Source organism: Sphingomonas sp. (genome assembly GCF_035944535.1).
Lineage (GTDB): Bacteria > Pseudomonadota > Alphaproteobacteria > Sphingomonadales > Sphingomonadaceae > Sphingomonas_B.
Genome location: NZ_DASZBC010000007.1, coordinates 238,312 through 254,546, shown reverse-complemented (window position 1 = coordinate 254,546; position 16,235 = coordinate 238,312). Strand labels below are relative to the sequence as shown.

The 16,235-nt window shown below is 64.6% G+C and carries 11 protein-coding genes and 1 tRNA gene; 5 read left to right on the top strand and 7 right to left on the bottom strand.

The window, feature by feature from the left end; all coding sequences use genetic code 11:
- Positions 1-517 precede the first annotated feature (517 nt).
- Positions 518-591 (top strand) — tRNA-Gly (locus tag VGT77_RS08165).
- Positions 592-780: 189 nt separating this feature from the next.
- On the opposite strand, the gene VGT77_RS08160 is transcribed toward VGT77_RS08165, so the two are convergent.
- Both VGT77_RS08160 and VGT77_RS08155 read right to left on the bottom strand, forming a co-directional pair.
- Entirely contained in the window at positions 781-2,397 is a 1,617-nt protein-coding gene (locus VGT77_RS08160) for a recombinase family protein (protein ID WP_327461363.1), read from the bottom strand.
- Positions 2,394-2,819 carry a DUF2924 domain-containing protein gene (locus VGT77_RS08155; RefSeq protein WP_327461361.1) on the bottom strand — a complete coding sequence of 142 codons (426 nt, stop codon included), beginning with the start codon at positions 2,817-2,819 and terminating at the stop codon, positions 2,394-2,396. The genes VGT77_RS08160 and VGT77_RS08155 overlap by 4 nt, the downstream gene beginning before the upstream one ends.
- A 368-nt stretch (positions 2,820-3,187) precedes the next feature.
- Here VGT77_RS08155 and VGT77_RS08150 point away from each other — a divergent pair, with 368 nt between their 5' ends.
- The 3 genes from VGT77_RS08150 to VGT77_RS08140 all read left to right on the top strand — a co-directional run bounded on the left by VGT77_RS08150 (position 3,188) and on the right by VGT77_RS08140 (position 7,640).
- A complete protein-coding gene (locus tag VGT77_RS08150) occupies positions 3,188-5,491 on the top strand; it encodes a TonB-dependent receptor (RefSeq protein ID WP_327461359.1) in 2,304 nt (767 codons plus the stop codon).
- A gap of 78 nt (positions 5,492-5,569) precedes the next feature.
- Complete coding sequence (locus VGT77_RS08145; protein ID WP_327461357.1) at positions 5,570-6,862, top strand: alpha/beta hydrolase family protein; 1,293 nt, start codon at positions 5,570-5,572, stop codon at positions 6,860-6,862.
- Positions 6,863-6,881: 19 nt separating this feature from the next.
- Positions 6,882-7,640: an SDR family NAD(P)-dependent oxidoreductase gene (locus tag VGT77_RS08140; RefSeq protein WP_327461355.1), complete on the top strand. Its 759-nt coding sequence runs from the start codon at positions 6,882-6,884 to the stop codon at positions 7,638-7,640.
- On the opposite strand, the gene VGT77_RS08135 is transcribed toward VGT77_RS08140, so the two are convergent.
- The 3 genes from VGT77_RS08135 to VGT77_RS08125 are packed head-to-tail and all read right to left on the bottom strand — an operon-like array spanning position 7,602 to position 11,129.
- Complete coding sequence (locus VGT77_RS08135; protein ID WP_327461353.1) at positions 7,602-8,300, bottom strand: TetR/AcrR family transcriptional regulator; 699 nt, start codon at positions 8,298-8,300, stop codon at positions 7,602-7,604. The genes VGT77_RS08140 and VGT77_RS08135 overlap by 39 nt on opposite strands.
- 25 nt (positions 8,301-8,325) lie before the next feature.
- Positions 8,326-9,315: a VOC family protein gene (locus tag VGT77_RS08130; RefSeq protein WP_327461581.1), complete on the bottom strand. Its 990-nt coding sequence runs from the start codon at positions 9,313-9,315 to the stop codon at positions 8,326-8,328.
- Positions 9,316-9,320: 5 nt separating this feature from the next.
- Positions 9,321-11,129, bottom strand: coding sequence for a PQQ-binding-like beta-propeller repeat protein (locus VGT77_RS08125; protein WP_327461351.1), 1,809 nt, complete (start codon positions 11,127-11,129; stop codon positions 9,321-9,323).
- Between the two features lie 89 nt (positions 11,130-11,218).
- Between VGT77_RS08125 and VGT77_RS08120 the strand changes: the two genes are divergently transcribed.
- Complete coding sequence (locus VGT77_RS08120) at positions 11,219-12,256, top strand: alpha/beta hydrolase (RefSeq protein ID WP_327461349.1); 1,038 nt, start codon at positions 11,219-11,221, stop codon at positions 12,254-12,256.
- On the opposite strand, the gene VGT77_RS08115 is transcribed toward VGT77_RS08120, so the two are convergent.
- Both VGT77_RS08115 and VGT77_RS08110 read right to left on the bottom strand, forming a co-directional pair.
- Positions 12,204-14,144 carry a beta-galactosidase gene (locus tag VGT77_RS08115; protein ID WP_327461347.1) on the bottom strand — a complete coding sequence of 647 codons (1,941 nt, stop codon included), beginning with the start codon at positions 14,142-14,144 and terminating at the stop codon, positions 12,204-12,206. The genes VGT77_RS08120 and VGT77_RS08115 overlap by 53 nt on opposite strands.
- The gene (locus VGT77_RS08110) at positions 14,144-16,228 is read right to left on the bottom strand and encodes an alpha-galactosidase (protein WP_327461345.1); all 2,085 of its coding nucleotides are present in this window, start codon (positions 16,226-16,228) and stop codon (positions 14,144-14,146) included. The genes VGT77_RS08115 and VGT77_RS08110 overlap by 1 nt, the downstream gene beginning before the upstream one ends.
- Positions 16,229-16,235 lie beyond the last annotated feature (7 nt).

The window sequence follows — 16,235 nt, the reverse complement described above, 5'->3', positions numbered from 1 at the left end:
CGGCCCGCTGCGCTGCCCCGAAGGGTGGCCGCAGGGCTGGGCGGATCGGAAGTCCTTTGCCTCTCGGTCAGGTGCTCCCTCTCGGGTCTCGCAAGTGCATCGCTGCACCGGTGATCCCCTGGTCGGATTGGCTGTCAAAGCATTGCTGCTCGCTCGGCCGCTCCTTTCGCTATCCCCTCGCCCAAAGGCTCAGGTTTCGCTGGACGGTCCGGACAGTGCGAACCGCGTGAGGCTTGCGCCTCTTGCCGATCTCATCGTCCTCGCTCGCCCCGCCTTTCCCTGCCCGCTCTCGAAAGAGCTTGGCGGTTCGGGCGGTGTTCCAAAGCTCGCTTGCCGTTTCCGGCCGGTCGCTCCGAACCACAAAGAGAAGCTCTCATGAGATCCGAGTCGCGGCAACCCACAGGCGCCTGTGGATTACGTGGATATCGGGCATCGAATCACAGTTTGTTGCCGCCTTCGATTGGCCGCGCCACCTTGCCCGTGCTCGAGGCCGCAGCTAAGTGTGCCGGCGCGCCATGCGGGTATGATGTAATGGTAGCCTGTCAGCTTCCCATGCTGAACGCGCGGGTTCGATTCCCGCTACCCGCTCCACGCAGTCCCCCGATCGGAGTGTCTCCGGCGGCGAGGCGCCTGCAGGCGGATAATTCGCGATAGTTCCGTCACATACTCGGGCGCTAGAAGGCCAGCTAATCCGCAGAGACGGCTTCGACATCGACAAGTCCGCTCAGAGCGGGCTCGGTTCTCCCGAGCGGCAATTCGCGAAATCGGTTTAGATGCGGGCTAGATCGAGGCGGCAGGCGAGCAGAAGGCTCGGCGCTGCTCAGCCCAGTCGAGCGCGATGTCGCTGAGGTGGCGAAGGCTCGTTCCGGCTATGACCTCGGGAGTCTCGCCGGAGACAATGTTAGCAACGATCGAGGGGGCCAAGAAGCTCAGTCGCAGAAGCTGCTTCACCCGCTGCTCGGAGACGCCGGCGAGCTTGGGGAGCTGCGCGAGGGTCCTGGATGGATGCGCTTGCGACAGCTTCTGGGCTGCCCTTGCGTTAGCCAGGATCTGCACAAGCTGTTCGTCAACGCCCCCGCTCGAACTTGGCTCGGCACGAACAACGATCCGCGTGCCGTTTCCGCATCGGATGCGGCCCAGAGTTGCCATTAGCAGGGTCGGACGCAGTCCCTCCACAACGCGGGTCTGGATAGAGAGTCGTCCTGGCCCAAGCTGGACACGTTCAACATACCGCCGGATGGTTGCCTGTTGATCGGCGGGAGTCGGCTCCCGCAGCATCGCGATATCGGCGCGGCTCTGCGCGAGGCGGGCTGCCACCAGGTCTGCATCGGCGCGATCGACTGGTTGAGCAGAGCTAAGCCATTCAGCGATCCGGCTGGTGACTGCCTGCTCCAGCAGCGGAGCGGAGAAGCGGAAAGCTGCATGGTTCACCTGATGATCTGCCAGCGTCACATAGTAGCGGTACCGCTGACCGTTCTTTACGGCATGGCTCGGCGTCATCCGCCCCCCATTCGCATCCCACAATAATCCGCTCAGGAGGCTCGGCTCCGTTGCCCGGCGACCTTCACCCCGATCGACTGCCGCGGCCGCAAACTTGGCCTGAACGGCGTCCCAGAGCACTCGGTCGATGATTGCTTCATGCTGTCCCTGGTAAACGCCACCTTTGAAGTGCACCTCACCCAGATAGAGCGGGTTTTGAAGAAGGTGTCGAAGGCTGCCGCGGCCGAACGGGATGCCGGCTCGGCCAGCCCGCGACTTGGTGGTAACGCCCTCCTCATGCAGGCGCTCCAGCAGTGACCGCACTAAGCCAGCTTCGAGATAGCTGCTGAAGATGTGGCGAACGGTGTCAGCCTCGGCGAAGTTGATGATCAACTTTCGGTCCGCGACATCGTAGCCGAGCGGCGGATTGCCACCCATCCACATGCCCTTCTTCTTGGCTGCGGCAATCTTGTCGCGGAGGCGCTCGCCGGTCACTTCGCGCTCGAACTGGGCGAAGGAGAGCAGCACGTTGAGTGTCAGGCGCCCCATGCTGGTCGTGGTGTTGAACGATTGTGTGACGCTCACGAAGGATGCTCCGGCCGCGTCCAGCACATCGACGATCTTGGCGAAGTCCGACAGGCTGCGGGTCAGGCGGTCTACCTTGTAAACGACAATCACAGCGACCTTGCCGGCTCTGACCTGATCCAGCAGCGCGGGAAGCCCGGGCCGATCCAAGTTGCCGCCGGAGAAACCACCATCGTCGAACTGCTCGAGGATGAGGCTCCAGCCCTCGTGCTTCTGGCTGAGGATATAGGCAGCGCAGGCCTCGCGCTGCGCGTCCAGGCTGTTGAACTCCTGCTCGAGACCCTCCTCGGTCGACTTGCGGGTGTATATGGCGCAGCGGACAAGCTTGGTCATGCTGCCCTCTCCGTGAGGCCGAAGAAGCGCGGGCCCGACCAGCGTGTGCCGGTGATCTCGGTCGCTATGGTGCTCAGCGACGAGTAGCTCCGGCTTTCGAACAGAAAGCCGCCTTCCGTGACCAGCACCGAGTAGGTCGTCCCACGCCAGCGGCGGACGAGCCGATTGCCGGGCTTCAGCCGAAGTCTCGGGCCTGTCTTCTCTGGCTTCTGACCCGGAACGGAGATAGTCGCACGGCCGTCAAGCTCGCGACAAAGATCGATCGGCAGCCCACCCCACGCCCTCTCCTGCAGGCGATAGGCGATGCCGCGCTCCACTTCATGACGCAGAAAGTGCGGCAGCCACTTCGAGTCATTCCAAGAGCAGTTCGATCCACGTGAGTTCCTGATAATCGAGCCGAGTGCTGGCACCGGATCATTCATCCGACTCTTTCCAGAAGGCTCGCTGGGCTTCGACGTAGAGCCGAGATGCTCAAGGATCGACATTGCAGATTCCAATGCGGGAACGACGCCGCGGTCTGCGTCCACACCGGCCTGTCGCGACCTGCCACCGGGAAGGTGGATGATCGCAGCCACCGTTGGGTCTGATGACGTCCTTTACAACAACAAGCTTTCTTGGCTGAGGAAAGTGGCGCCGCTAAGACCGAAAGAGATGGTGCACGTATGTTATATTGACGACTTGTCCAACAACGCGGTATGAGGAGGAAAGAACAAGGGGAGAGGGTTCCGTGATCAATCGAGTTTGTCGTTGGTGGACTGCATCGGCAGCCGCGTCTGCGATCATCGCGGGCATGAGCACGCCCGGTCAGGCGCAGGAAGCGCAGGCGGAGGCACGCGATACGGTGGGCGAGATCATCGTCACCGCTCAAAAGCGCGCCGAGAACGTTCAGGACGTGCCGATTGCGATCACTGCCCTGACCAGCGCCGACCTTGCCGCCGCGCGGATCGAGGACTCTAAGGACCTGCAGTTCAATGCGCCGAACGTCACCCTGTCGGCCAATCGCAACATCACCATTCGTGGCGTCGGCTCGGCCTCGTTCGGCGGGACCGGCGACACCAATATCGGCGTGCTGGTAAACGGCGTCTTCCTGCAGTCAGGGAGCTCCTTTGGTGAGTTCTTCGATCTTGAGCGGATCGAGGTGCTGCGCGGGCCACAGGGGACGCTGTTCGGCCGCAACACGACGGGCGGCGTCATCCACTTCATCACCAAGCGCCCGACTGAAGAGTTCGAAGGCTTTGTCGACGCGCAGCTTGAAAATTATCGCGGTGTCAGGCTGTCCGGTGCAATCAACATCCCGATCGCAAACGGCATTTCCCAACGCTTTGCGGCGAACTTCATCAAGCGCGACGGCTATACCCGCAATCTTTTCGACGGCTCTCGCATCGACGGTCGCGATCAGTACACGCTGCGCTCGACGACTCGGATCGAACCGACCGACACGACAACGGTCGATCTGACCCTCACCTACTTCTCTGAGAATAGCGATCGGCAGAACGCGGCCAAGTCGCTCTGCACGCCCAACGCTGCGTTCGGCTGCGGGCCCGACTCGGTCTCGACCGCCTTCCCAACCACCAACTTCCGCATCGATGCGGCTTTCCTGCCCGGCGCCGTGCGGCCCGGCACCTTCACCACCAATCCCCGCAACCTGCGCGAGGTCAGCATCGACGTCGATCCGGTGCAGAAGGCTGAAGACTTTCTCGGCACGCTGGAGATCAATCAGGAAATCGGCGCGCTCACCCTCACTTCGGTGACCGGCCTGCGCGACGGCGACAACAGCTCAGTGCGGGATTTCGACCAGGGGTCGCGCCCCAACGCCTTCAATCCCGGCACGTTCAATACGCCCCTGGGACCGGTGACGCTCGCGAATGACGGACGCGGCAATGGCGTGCTCACCTATCTGCTCGGTGACGGAAAAACCGTTACCACCACGGATTACCGCACGGCGCAGGAGGGCCGGGGCTCGGCCAAACAGTTCAGCCAGGAACTGCGCCTCGCTTCGGACTTCGAAGGCCCGTTCGATTTCCTGGTTGGCGCTTATTATCTGAACGCGCGGGCTAGCGGCTTCGTCGCCACCTATGTGCCGGCGAACCGGACCTTCGGTTCGATCGCGATCGGCGACACCCGGCTCGGCAAGGTGGTCTCCAAGGCAATCTTCGGAGAGGCCTATTTCGATATCACGCCCGAACTGAAGGTGCTGGGCGGGCTGCGCTATTCGGAAGATCGCAAGCGGATCGTCACCGCCAGCGGGACCTTCGTCACGCCAGCGCCGTTCCGGGGCAAGGCGACCTTCGACAAGGTGACCGGACGCGCCAGCATCAACTGGAACCCCGCCAACGATCTGACCGACGATACCAACATCTATCTGTCCTTCTCGCGCGGCTTCAAGTCGGGCGGGTTCAATCCGGGCAACGTGGCAGTGCCGACCTTTGAGTCCGAGACGATCGATGCGATTGAGTTCGGCCACAAGAATGTACTGCTGGACGGCCGGCTGCGCGTGAACATGGCGCTGTTCAACTATGATTATCGCAACCTGATCGTCGGTAACATCGTCGGCACGCTCGCGACCAACGTGAACATCCCGAAATCGCGTGTGCGGGGCTTCGAACTCGAAGTAGTGGCGACGCCGGTGCCTGGGCTGCGCTTCGAGAGCGCGCTCGGCCTGTTGGACGCGGAGATCCGCAGCGACTTCCTGTCTTCCGATCCGACGCGCGGGGGTGCCCGCTTCCAGCTTCGGGGCAATCAGCTGCCCAACGCGCCGCGTCGCACGCTCAAGCTGGCGGCGGAATATACTCATGAGTTCGGCAATGACTGGTCGATCCGCCCACGTGTCGACTTCTACTCGCAAAGCGGCTTTTATTCGCGCGAGTTCAACCTCGGCGCCGACCGTGTGGACAGCTGGAAGCAGCTCGACGCCTCGGTGCAAGTAGCGCGCGGCGGCGACAAGGATCTGAGCGTCAGCCTGTTCGTCAAGAACGTGCTGAACGAAGACGCAATCACTTTCCTCGAGGCGAACTCAGAGCTGGTCGGCAGCTTCCGCAGTGCGTTCCTGCTCGATCCGCGAGTCTATGGCGTCGCACTCCGCGTCGGCTTCTGACAGGACAAGGGCCTCCCACTGGGATGGCGGAGGCTTTCCTCCGCCATCCATTTTGGCCGGCAGAAACCGGGGCACGAGATGAGATCGATTTGGCCGAGAGTCCTGGCGCTGGCAGCCACCCTGGCATTGGGAGCGCCCGCCTTTGCGCAGCCTCGTGACTTGGAAGCGCCGGTGCTGGGCCGGGCAGGCGAAGCGCCGGTCGGGACCCGGACTTTGGAGCTGGCGCTGGGGCCGCGTGTCGGCCTTACCGCGGTCGCGGAGCCGCGCATCATCGGGGTTCGGCTCTGGTATCCCGCGCAAGCAGGGACAGGGCCGGCGGCCATGTACCGGCATGTTGCGCGCTTCGCGGCAGGCAGCGCGCTGGAGATCGTGGAGCGGGGCGTCGCGCGCGACAATGCCGTCCCGGCAAACGGAACGGTGCCGCTCGTCCTTCTTTCCCACGGCTATCGCGGGTGGAGCGCGCATCTGAGCCGGCTTGGAGAGCATCTCGCGTCGCGCGGCTATGTTGTCGCTGCGCTCGATCACCGCGATACGCCCTTCGACAGCCCGGCCACCTTTGCCATTGCGTTCGGCCAGGTGCTGATCGACCGCGCCCGCGACCAACGCGAAGCGCTCGGACGGTTGCTCGCGATGCGATCGGACCGGACGAGCCCGCTCAGTCGTGTCGATCCGGCCCGGATCGGCCTGATCGGCTATTCGATGGGTGGCTATGGCGCACTCGGCACGGCCGGCGCCGATTATGACACAAACAGCAAGGTTTACGCTCCGATGCCGGCGGTCGGCCGGGCGACGCTCGTCCCGGACGCCGCGACGGCCAGAAAAATCAGGGCGCTGATCCTGTTCGCGCCCTGGGGCGCTGCGCCCGATAACCGCGTCTGGCAGGGCGCCGCCCTCGCCAAGGTCCGTGCACCGACGTTGATCGTGTCCGGCGACCAGGACGACATCGTCGACTACAAAAACGGCGTCCGCTGGCTGTTCGACTCCCTCACCGGAGCGAACCGCCACCTGCTCGTCTTCCGCGAAGCGCGGCACAATATCGCTGGCAATCCGGTGGCCCTGTCCCCCGATGCGCCGTTCGCGGCGGTGGATGCCTTCCACGAGCCAGTCTGGCGGCACGACCGCATCAACGAGATCAACCAGCATTTCGTCACGGCCTTTCTCGACCTTCACCTCAAGGGCGAGAGCGCCAAGGCTGGATATCTGGACGTGCCGGTACCCGTTGCGGGCGATGGAGTGTGGCCCAGCGCCTTCGGCCAGCAATGGGGTGGAACGACGGCGGGCCCGGATCAGCCTGGATATTGGCGGGGCTTCCAGCGCCGATGGGCGCTTGGCCTCGAACTGCATCACCGGCCGGCAAAAGCGGCCAAATGACTTTGAGCGGGAGTATTCGATGTTCGATCTGAACGGCCATGTCGGCCTGGTGACCGGCGGCAATGGCGGCCTCGGCCTGGCCATGGCGAAAGGGCTGGTGAAGGCCGGCGCGCAAGTCGCCATCTGGGGGCGGAATGCGGAGAAGAACGCCGATGCCGTTGCCCAGCTTGAAGCCATGGGCGGCACCGCGGCCGCATTCGCCTGCGACGTCACGGACGATGCCGCCGCTAAGCGGGCCTTTGCCGCGACGCTGGAACGTTTCGGCACTGTCCATAGCTGCTTCGCCAATGCCGGCGGCGCCGGGGTCCGCGGGCCGTTTCACGAGCTCAGCCGATCCGACTGGTCGCAGACCATCGACCTCAACCTGCAGAGCGTCGTCACCACCTTTCAGCTCGCCACGCGTCACTGGCTGGAGCGGCAGCAGCCGGGCAAGCTGATCGTCACCTCGTCATTGGCAGCGATCGTCGGGCTGGCGGGCGCGAGCGGCTATTCGACGACCAAGGCGGCGGTGATGGGCCTGGTGCGCGCGCTTGCGATCGAACTGGGCCGCGCGAACATCCAGGCGAACGCAATCCTGCCCGGATTCATCGAAACCGAAATGTCTCTCGACACGCCCAAAGCCTTTCAGGACGCGTGCCGCCGCCGCGCCGCGTCCGGGCAGATCGGACAGCTGGAGGACATGGAAGGGATCGCCGTGTTCCTGGCGTCGCAAGAGAGCCGGTTCATGACCGGCCAGTGCCTAATCCTCGACGGCGGTCACTCGATCTTTCCGCTGTAGCCGCCCGGTCGCGAACGGGCTTGCCGAAGGACGCCCCAGCGGTTGCCGGCGGATGAAATGCTCGCTCTTCAGATGTGCGAAGGTGCCGACGATCATCGTGACGGTTAAGTCCTCGAGCGTCTGCAGGTCCATGCCGTGGCGGTGCAGATAGGCGCCTGCAGACGCCGGCAGGCCGAAAGAAATGTCCGTTGCCGCGCGAGCGAGATCGCCCGGCAGGCCGAAGTGGCTGATGACGATATCGGTTAGATAATCGACCGCCGCTTCGCGGCCGAAATCGGTCGGATCGTGAATGTCAGAGACGCTCGGCTCGACCTGCAGACGTTCGATGATCAGCCCACGCTCGGCGATATAACTCAGATAAACATGGGTGACGGCGCGGACCAGGCCCTCAAACGTGTCCGCGCTGTCGGCCGCCTCGGCCTGCAATCGACGCAGCCGCCGCAGCTCGCGCTTCAGCAGCTCCTGGAGGAGTTCGGTCAGGTTCGGGAAGTAGTTGTAGACGAGCGACTTGCTGATGCCGGCTTCCTTGCCGATCCGCTCAATGGTGACTGCCGCGACGCCCTCCCGGGCGATGATGTCGGCAGTATGGTCGAGGATCAACGACCGGCGTGCTTCCGGGCTCAACCGGCGGCGTTGCTGCGATGATGCCCCTTTTGCCATCGCCGGGGCGATAGCAGATTTCACCTCACCGAACAGGCGGGTAGTTGTGCGTCCAGGCGGCGATGGACTCCGCAATGTCGCCACCGACATTCTGTTGCACTGAGAACAGGTTCCCGTCCGGGTCATAAGCATATTGGACGGACCAGCCGCCGATGCGCATCGGCTTGCCCGCCAGCCTTACGCCAAGACCTTTCAGCCGCGCCTGCTCCGCTTTCAGACTCGGCACTTCAAAGCCGATTCCATTGTATCCGATCGCGTCCAGCCTCTGGTCACCGGACGGGCGCGGAGTCTGCGGGCGGGCATATTGCCACACTTCGATCTCCATATTGCCGACCCCGAACCAGCCGCCCTTGATCGCAAGATTGTCGATGTCCGCGATCTCGTCGAGCGGCTTGCGGTTCTCCTGCTCGGTCGTGCGCCAAGGCTTGAAGCCGAGGAGCCGCGTATAGAAAGCGAGCATTGCTTCCCGATCTGGCGTGACGGTGGCGATGTGACTAACCCAAACGCGGTCGTTCCGCTTGGGCGACGTCAGCACTTCGTTCTCGATCATGATGCCGTCGGGATCGCGGCCATAGGAATAGACGACGCCGTAGCCGCCAATGTCGATCGGCTTGTCGCCGCGCGAGACCATCTCCAAGCCGGCCTGGCGAAATCTGGGCTCGGCCGGATCGGCAGCCGGGGATTGAAAGCAGATATGGGTATAGCCTGGACCGATCACCGGCCGCTTGGCGGCCGCCTCCCGCCGCTCGGGGTCGAAGTCCATCAGCTGGATGAACATGTTCGGCATGCGGACGACAGCAATCTCGACGCTGCCGCGCCGCGCCTTCACCAACCGGGCGGGAAAGGCGCGGGCCGGCACCATAAAGCGCTTGACGACAGGATATGGGATCGCCTTGCCGTAGAAGGTCAATGTGTCGTCGATGTCGGATACGGTGATGCCGATCGTCCTTATGCCTGTGATCGGACCGGCAGAGGCCGGTGCGGCCGCCCCGAGCAAGAGGCCAACCAGCATCATCCGCGTCACGGGCGTTTCCTTTCCTTGTGTCCGAAAACGAGCAGGACATTGCCGGGAATCTGCCCGAATTTGTCGTAGCCGGAGTTCACGATCAGCAAACCGCCCGCCACGACCGGGCCGGCGGAATCGATCGCACCCCCCATGCCCTTGACGCCGTTGATGGTGGGAAAGGCGCGGTGGGTGTCGACCGACCAGAGGGTGCGGCCATCCGCTGTCGAATAGGCCATGAGCTTGCCGTTCAGCGCTCCGGCGAAGACGATGCCATCCGTCAACGTGATCGCCGCGGACAACGCAGTGCGGCACTCATGCTTGTTTTCGGCGCAGACAAGCGGCTCGATCCGACTCCAAAGCGGCTTGCCGGTCAAGACGTCGAAGGCGTGCAGCCCCTGGCGGGGTGGGCCGGTCGGGGTCAGATGGCCCGGTGTATCGGCTATCCCGACGTAGAGCGTGCGGCCATCGGTCGCCATGCCCCAATGCACGCCGCCATTGAAGCCGCCCATGCCGGCGCGCTGCTGCCAGACGATGCGACCCTTCGCCGCCGGATCGAGCGCATAGATCATGCCCGATTTCTGCCCCGCCAGCAGCAGATCGCGGCCGTTCGCGAGCTTCACCAGGATGGGCGGAGCGCCGAAGTCGAAGTCGGGCCCATCCTCTTCGGGGCAGTTGACGCGATTGTTCTTGGGGCCGCAGGCCGCGTTCCAGGCGTCGCCGCGCACCGTCTGCCGGACCCAGCGAGTTCTCCCGCTGGTCATGTCGAAAGCGACGATCGCGTCGCTCATGTCTGTGGCCGGCGACGAGTAATTCTCGCCCGTGCCGACATAGATCAGCCCGCGCTTTGCATCCACGGTGGGCGAAGACCAGACCGGCGCCCCGGATGGACCCCAGGACGGCACGCCCTTCGGGTTCTCGCCGGTACGCTTGGGCGGCGGCACTGTGTAGCTGCGCCAGAGCGGCCGTCCGTCGGCAGCGTCGAGCGCCACGACGCCGCCCCTGAAGGTGCAGCATTCGTAATCGGGGCTATAGGCGCTAACCACCTCGGTCGACGACATCGGCACATAGAGCCGCCCCTTATGGAGCGTCGGCGAGCCGGTGATGGTGCCGGCTGGATGATCCTGCACCTTGCGCTTCCATATGAGCCGGCCGCTTCGAGCATCGACGGCGTAAACATTGGCGTTGAAGTCGCCGAAATAGAGCCGGTCGATGCGACCGGACGCGTCCTGGCCGAGCGTGGGAGCGCTGCGCACTTCGCTGTCGGCATCGAACGTCCACCAGACGCAGCCATCCTCCACGCCCAGCGCGTAGACGCGGCCGCTCTGACTGCCGGTAAAGATCGCTTCTCGCGTAACCGCGGGCTGGGACCGGGCGCGTGCTGCGTCCGGGAAAGCGAAGGCCCATTTCAGTTCGAGGCTGTTCGCCTGCTCCGGCGCGATACCGCCTTGCGCGACCTCTTGATAGCGGTCGTTGTGAAGGCTGTTGCCCCAGCGGTTCCAGAGTGGTGCTTCGGAGAGTTCCAGCCTGCCTGTACAGGCTTTCGTCTGGGCAGTGGCATCGACCCGGAGCTTGGCGCCGAGATGCTCGGCCAGCAGCCCGCGCTCGGTCGGCGTCAACGCATCGCCCTGCGGCTTCATGACGCCAGTCTCGAGTGCGGCGCGGATGCGGGCGGGCGTCAGTTGGCCGATCGCGGCGCGGGTCGGGGCTCCCCCGGCCCCATTGTCGTGACAGGCAGCGCAGTTGCTCCGGTAGAGCTGCTCGGCCTGCCCGAAGACATCGCTCCCGCTCTCCTGCCCGAGACCGCACGAGGCCCACAAGACCATCAAAGCAGCTGGAAGGAACGGGAAAATGCGAGCCATAGGACAGGCGTAGCATTATTGACGGAACGTGCAATAGTGCATAGCACAGCCCAATGAGGTGGCTCGAAACCCTTTGCCTGCTGCTGAGCGCGCTCGCCGGCGTCGGTCCGGCACTAGGTGCCACGCCGGCGGTAGAATACGCTAACCGGGTCACTGCAGGCCCTGTCCAATACCGTGAAGGATCGTTCGGCAGCAGCGATGAACGCCTCCACTATGTTGAAACGGGGAGCGGACCGCTCGTCATCCTCTACCATGGCTTCCCATCCCTCTGGTTTTCCTTCTTCGACCAGATGGAGGCGCTGAAATCGCGCTATCGCGTGGTCGCGGTGGACGGCCTCGGTGCCGGCTCATCCGCCAAGCCGGAAGGCGAGGCGCCGTATCGGATCGACCGCCTTGCCGCGCAGCTGGACCGGCTGGCGCGCCACCTGGCGGGCAACGAGCGCTTCGTGCTGATCGGCCATGATTGGGGCGCCGCGCTCGGATTCGCTTATGCGCAGGCCTATCCCGAGCGGCTCCATGCGGTCGTCGGCCTGAGCGCGCCGCCATATAATCTCTTCCTCGATCTGGTGGCGCGAGACCCGGAACAGCAGGCACGGTCCGCCTATATGCAGCGCTTTCGTTCACTAACGCTCGCCAGCGTCTCGAGCGGGGACATAGCGGAGCGCATTGCGCGGCAATCCTATGCCGGGCTGGTCGAGAGCGGAGCGTTGACGGGAGAAGAGGCAGAGCTGTTCCGCAAGGCCCTGTCCGACCCGCGCGCAATCCATGGCGGCATGAACTGGTATCGCGCCAACATACCAAGCTTCGAGGCAATCACGCCACAAACGCGCTGGCCGGCAGCCAATCCCAAGATCAAGGTTCCCGCGCTGCTGATCTGGGGCGATCAGGACCGCACCTTTGTCGAGCAGGCCTGGTCGCGCTTCGGCGAATATGCCGAGCGGCCGACAATCGTGCGGCTGCCGGGCGTCGGTCATTGGGCGACGATGGAGAAACCACAGCTCGCGAATGAAGCAATCGAGACATTCCTCAAGATGAATATCAGGAGCGCCAGACCGCGACATCGGCGGGCGCCAGCGCCGCGCCACCAATGATGAAGTCCGGGCCATCGGCCACGGGCAAGCGGACCTCGTCGTGCGAATAATTAAAGGCAAAGCATAGTCTTCCGGCACGACGCACGCGCACGCCTGCAGGCAAGTCGAGCGTCAACAGGCCCGCTTCTGCCGCCATGCGGCCGACCAGCCGGTCGAGCAGAGCAGCGTCGGGCCAGCAAGCGACATAGCGTATGCGCCCCGAGCGATAGACGATGGCTCTGCCGTTGTTCAGCGACTCCTCGGCCGGCAGGTCCGTCTCGACATGCTCCAGCCATTTCCCGACGTCGACACCAACGCCGGTTTCGATGCAGCCGGGCCGGAGTGACTCCACCCGCACTACCCGCAGCGGCACCAGCGTGTGAAGCGGTCCGGGCGGCAGGTTGGGCGGAATGTTGAAGCTCTCGGTCTTGCTGCCCGAACGCGGGCCGACCAAGACCGGGCCGCCGAACTCCGCCAGCCGGTCCACCAGAGCGTCCGGAAAGATCGGCAGGCATGGGATGACAACTATTCCATAGCCGTCAAGCGGCGCATCGGGCGCGACGATATCGACGTCGAGACCGCGCCGCCTCAACGCCGAATAGGTCTCGAAGGCCAACCGAAGGGCGCTGAAGCCGCGGCCTTGTGGCTGAGTGTCGGTGACCCAAGCCGCATCGTAGGAGAAGATCAGCGCCACGGCTCTAGGCGGCGCGCCGGCCGGACCGATCCGATCGATATCGACCGCAGCGTGCCGGGCCTCGACGGCGCCCTGGTCATCGGCCCGGTCCGGCCGGAGCAGCCCGGCGTGCATCTGCTCCTGGGCAAAGGGCGCCTGGCGCCAGCGGAAATAGGACACCAATTCGGCGCCATGCGCCATCGCCTCCAGGGTCCAGAGCCGGACCATGCCTGGCAGAGGCGCGGGATTATAGGGGGCCCAATTCACCGGCCCTGGCTGCTGCTCCATCACCGACCAGCGGCCCTTCGAACAGCCACGATAAAGGTCGTGGTGGAACGCCGCGATGTCGGGATGGCCCTGGCGCAGATAGGCCTGCTTCTCTTCCGGCGAAAACCAGAATTGCTCCAGGAAGCCCAGCGGATAGCTATCCCACGACGCCACATCCAGAGCACGGCCGAGCTGATGATGATCGAACTCGGTGAAGAAGCCCATGAAGTTGTGGATGATGTCGCGGCCCGGCGACCGGGCCCGGACGATCTCCGCCTGCACTTGATGGAACGCCACCACTTGATCGGAGGAAAAGCGGCGAAAGTCGAGCATATGCGCCGGGTTCGGCTCGGTGACCGTCAGATTCGGCGGCTCGATTTCGGCAAAGGAGCGATACTCCATGCTCCAGAACACATTCCCCCAGGCGGCGTTCAGCGCCTGAATCGTTTCGTAGCGCCTTTCCAGCCATGCACGGAACGCCTGGGCAGCCGCGGGCGAGTAGCTGACAACCGTGTCATGGCAGCCATATTCATTGTCGATTTGCCAGCCGACGATCGCCGGATGCAGGCCATAGCGATCGGCCATTGCCGCGGCGATCCGGGCGGCCTCGCCCCTATATCCTTGATGCGAGAAGCAATAATGCCGCCGCGATCCGAAGCCACGCGGCCGGCCGTGTGCGTCCAGCGGCACCATGTCCGGCATGCGATCGACCAGCCACTTGGGCGGCGTTGCCGTCGGCGTGCCCATGAGGATGCCGAGCCCCGCCGCATGCAGCGTGTCGACGGCGCGGTCGAGCCAGTGCCAGTCGAACCGGCCCGGCTCCGGCTCGATCCGGCTCCAGGCGAACTCGCCGATACGGACACGGCTCAGCCCCATCTCGGCCATGCGGCGGGCATCGTCGGCCCACCAGTCCTCGGGCCAATGCTCGGGATAATAGCAGACGCCCAGGCGCATCTTTTCGTCCGCCATCAAAGTGCCTCCACCGCGATCAGCCAAGCCGTCTCCGGATGCGTCAGCGGCAAGGCCAGGCCGATTTCAGCCAGTGCCGTGCCCGTCAGGACAATGCCTTCGCGCCATAGATCCGGCGCGGGAAGGTAGCGGGACGCCTTCGCCGGCCAGGGCTCGGTCAGTCGGACCCGGTGCTGACGGCGGGGATCCAGCCCGGTCAGCCGCACCGGCCGAGCGTTGAAGTCGCGGTTGAACTGCGTCTGCGCGGCAAGCGCCAGGCCCAGATCGCCGCGCCAAGCGAACCAGCCGAAGATGCCTGGCGCTTCGCAAACGATCTCGCTCAACCGCCCTTCATGCAGCACCGGCCGCCACTCCTTGTACAGCGCGATATGGGCTGCCAAGTGTGCACGATCCTGCTGCGACATGGCGGCGGGTTCGGCTTCCACCCCCATATGGCCGAACATCGCCACCTTGGCGCGGAAGCTCATATCGAGCCGCCTGCCGGTGACCGGATTGGGGCTGGGGCCAACATGGTTGCCGGTGACGCGCAGCGGCAGAAAGCGGAACCAGCCGCGGTTGATCCGCAGCCGCTCGATCGCGTCATTATTGTCGCTCGCCCAATAACGTTGGCAGCGCGACAGCATCGCGAAATCAACCCGGCCGCCGCCGCTCGCGCAGGTCTCGATCTCCACCCCCGGATGGGCGGCGCGCAGGCGGTCGAGCAGGCTATAAAGCCCCCGCGTCTGCGCGTGCCCCTTGCCCGCAAGCGGGAAGAGATCGCGATTATGATCCCATTTGAGATAGGCGATCGGGTGATCGGACAGCAGTCGGTCGATGACGTCGAACAGATGAGCGGTCACGTCCGTCCGGGTCATGTCGAGGACGAGCTGATGCCGCTGCATCGGGCGCTCGCCTGCTACATGCAGGCACCAATCGGGATGTGCGCGATACAGGTCGCTGTCGGGGCTCACCATTTCCGGTTCGACCCACAAGCCGAAGTCCATGCTGCGCGCCCGCACGTGATCGACGATCGGCTGAAGGCCTTCGGGGAAGCGGACGGGGTCGGGCCGCCAATCGCCAAGGCCAGATCGGTCGTCAGCGCGTCCGGCAAACCAGCCATCGTCGACCACAAACCGTTCCACGCCCAGCGCGGCCGCATCGTCCGCCAATGCTGTGAGCCGCGGCACGTCCATGTCAAAGCCAAGCGCTTCCCAGCTGTTCAGATGAACCTTGCGGGGGCCTGGACTGGGCGGCAGCTGCGCGTGAAAGGCCTGCGACGCCGCCGCCCGCCCCTTATCCGTGATCCTGAACAGCGCGTCGGGCGTAGCGAAGCTTTCGCCGGGCTGCAGCACCACCTCGCCCGGTTCGAGGCGTGCCGCCATCGACAGCACCGCTTCGCCCTCGGCATCGCGTTCGATCCGCGTCTCGTGGTCGCCGCTCCAGGCGAGATGCGCCGCGACGACCCGTCCTGCCTCTTCGGTCGCGCCCGTGCTCTCGAGCCAGACCCATTGGCCACCGCCAAAGCCGGGCCGTCCTCCGCGCGACGCCATCTCGACCGCGCCGGCGGGCAGAGCGAGGCGCTCGGCCTGCATCTCGCCTGCCCACCGGCCGGAATAGCGGACCAGCGTGCGCGCCCAATCGGGCAAAGGCAAAGTAAGCGATGCGAGGCCGAGCACGACCAGCGGCTCTTGTCCGAGATTAGTCAGCCTTGCGCTCGAGACGGTGAGCCCGGAAGCGGCAATGCGCCAAGTGAGAACCACGTCCACACCGGCAGCTGCATCGGCAAACGTGAAGGTCGCGCCGTACTGGTCCCGATGGACGCGCAGCAGCGAAAGACCGGCCACGGTCAGTCGCTCCCCGCGCATCAGGGCGACTGAGGGCTTTCCCAGATAACCGGTACCGGCTTGCGGGAGCAGCGACGGCGCGACGGGACGGTCGGGCTGAGATTCATGGTGTCCCCGTCGCCTCGCCTGAATGAGAGCATCCCCGTCCTCGTGGCCCGGCAGGCTTGGCCCGGCATAGAGGAGCTCCACTCCGCCGTCCCGCAGATGAAATGCAAGGCTCGTGTCGCCGCGATCCAGGCGCAAGAAGGTCGGGTCCGGCATTGCTGCT

Excerpts from the sequence above, each read along its gene's own strand:
- VGT77_RS08160 (WP_327461363.1), bottom strand. The coding sequence starts at position 2,397 with ATGACCAAGCTTGTCCGCTGCGCCATATACACCCGCAAGTCGACCGAG.
- VGT77_RS08155 (WP_327461361.1), bottom strand. The coding sequence starts at position 2,819 with ATGAATGATCCGGTGCCAGCACTCGGCTCGATTATCAGGAACTCACGT.
- VGT77_RS08150 (WP_327461359.1), top strand. The coding sequence starts at position 3,188 with ATGAGCACGCCCGGTCAGGCGCAGGAAGCGCAGGCGGAGGCACGCGAT.
- VGT77_RS08145 (WP_327461357.1), top strand. The coding sequence starts at position 5,570 with ATGAGATCGATTTGGCCGAGAGTCCTGGCGCTGGCAGCCACCCTGGCA.
- VGT77_RS08140 (WP_327461355.1), top strand. The coding sequence starts at position 6,882 with ATGTTCGATCTGAACGGCCATGTCGGCCTGGTGACCGGCGGCAATGGC.
- VGT77_RS08135 (WP_327461353.1), bottom strand. The coding sequence starts at position 8,300 with ATGGCAAAAGGGGCATCATCGCAGCAACGCCGCCGGTTGAGCCCGGAA.
- VGT77_RS08130 (WP_327461581.1), bottom strand. The coding sequence starts at position 9,315 with ATGATGCTGGTTGGCCTCTTGCTCGGGGCGGCCGCACCGGCCTCTGCC.
- VGT77_RS08125 (WP_327461351.1), bottom strand. The coding sequence starts at position 11,129 with ATGGTCTTGTGGGCCTCGTGCGGTCTCGGGCAGGAGAGCGGGAGCGAT.
- VGT77_RS08120 (WP_327461349.1), top strand. The coding sequence starts at position 11,219 with ATGAGGTGGCTCGAAACCCTTTGCCTGCTGCTGAGCGCGCTCGCCGGC.
- VGT77_RS08115 (WP_327461347.1), bottom strand. The coding sequence starts at position 14,144 with ATGGCGGACGAAAAGATGCGCCTGGGCGTCTGCTATTATCCCGAGCAT.
- VGT77_RS08110 (WP_327461345.1), bottom strand. The coding sequence starts at position 16,228 with ATGCCGGACCCGACCTTCTTGCGCCTGGATCGCGGCGACACGAGCCTT.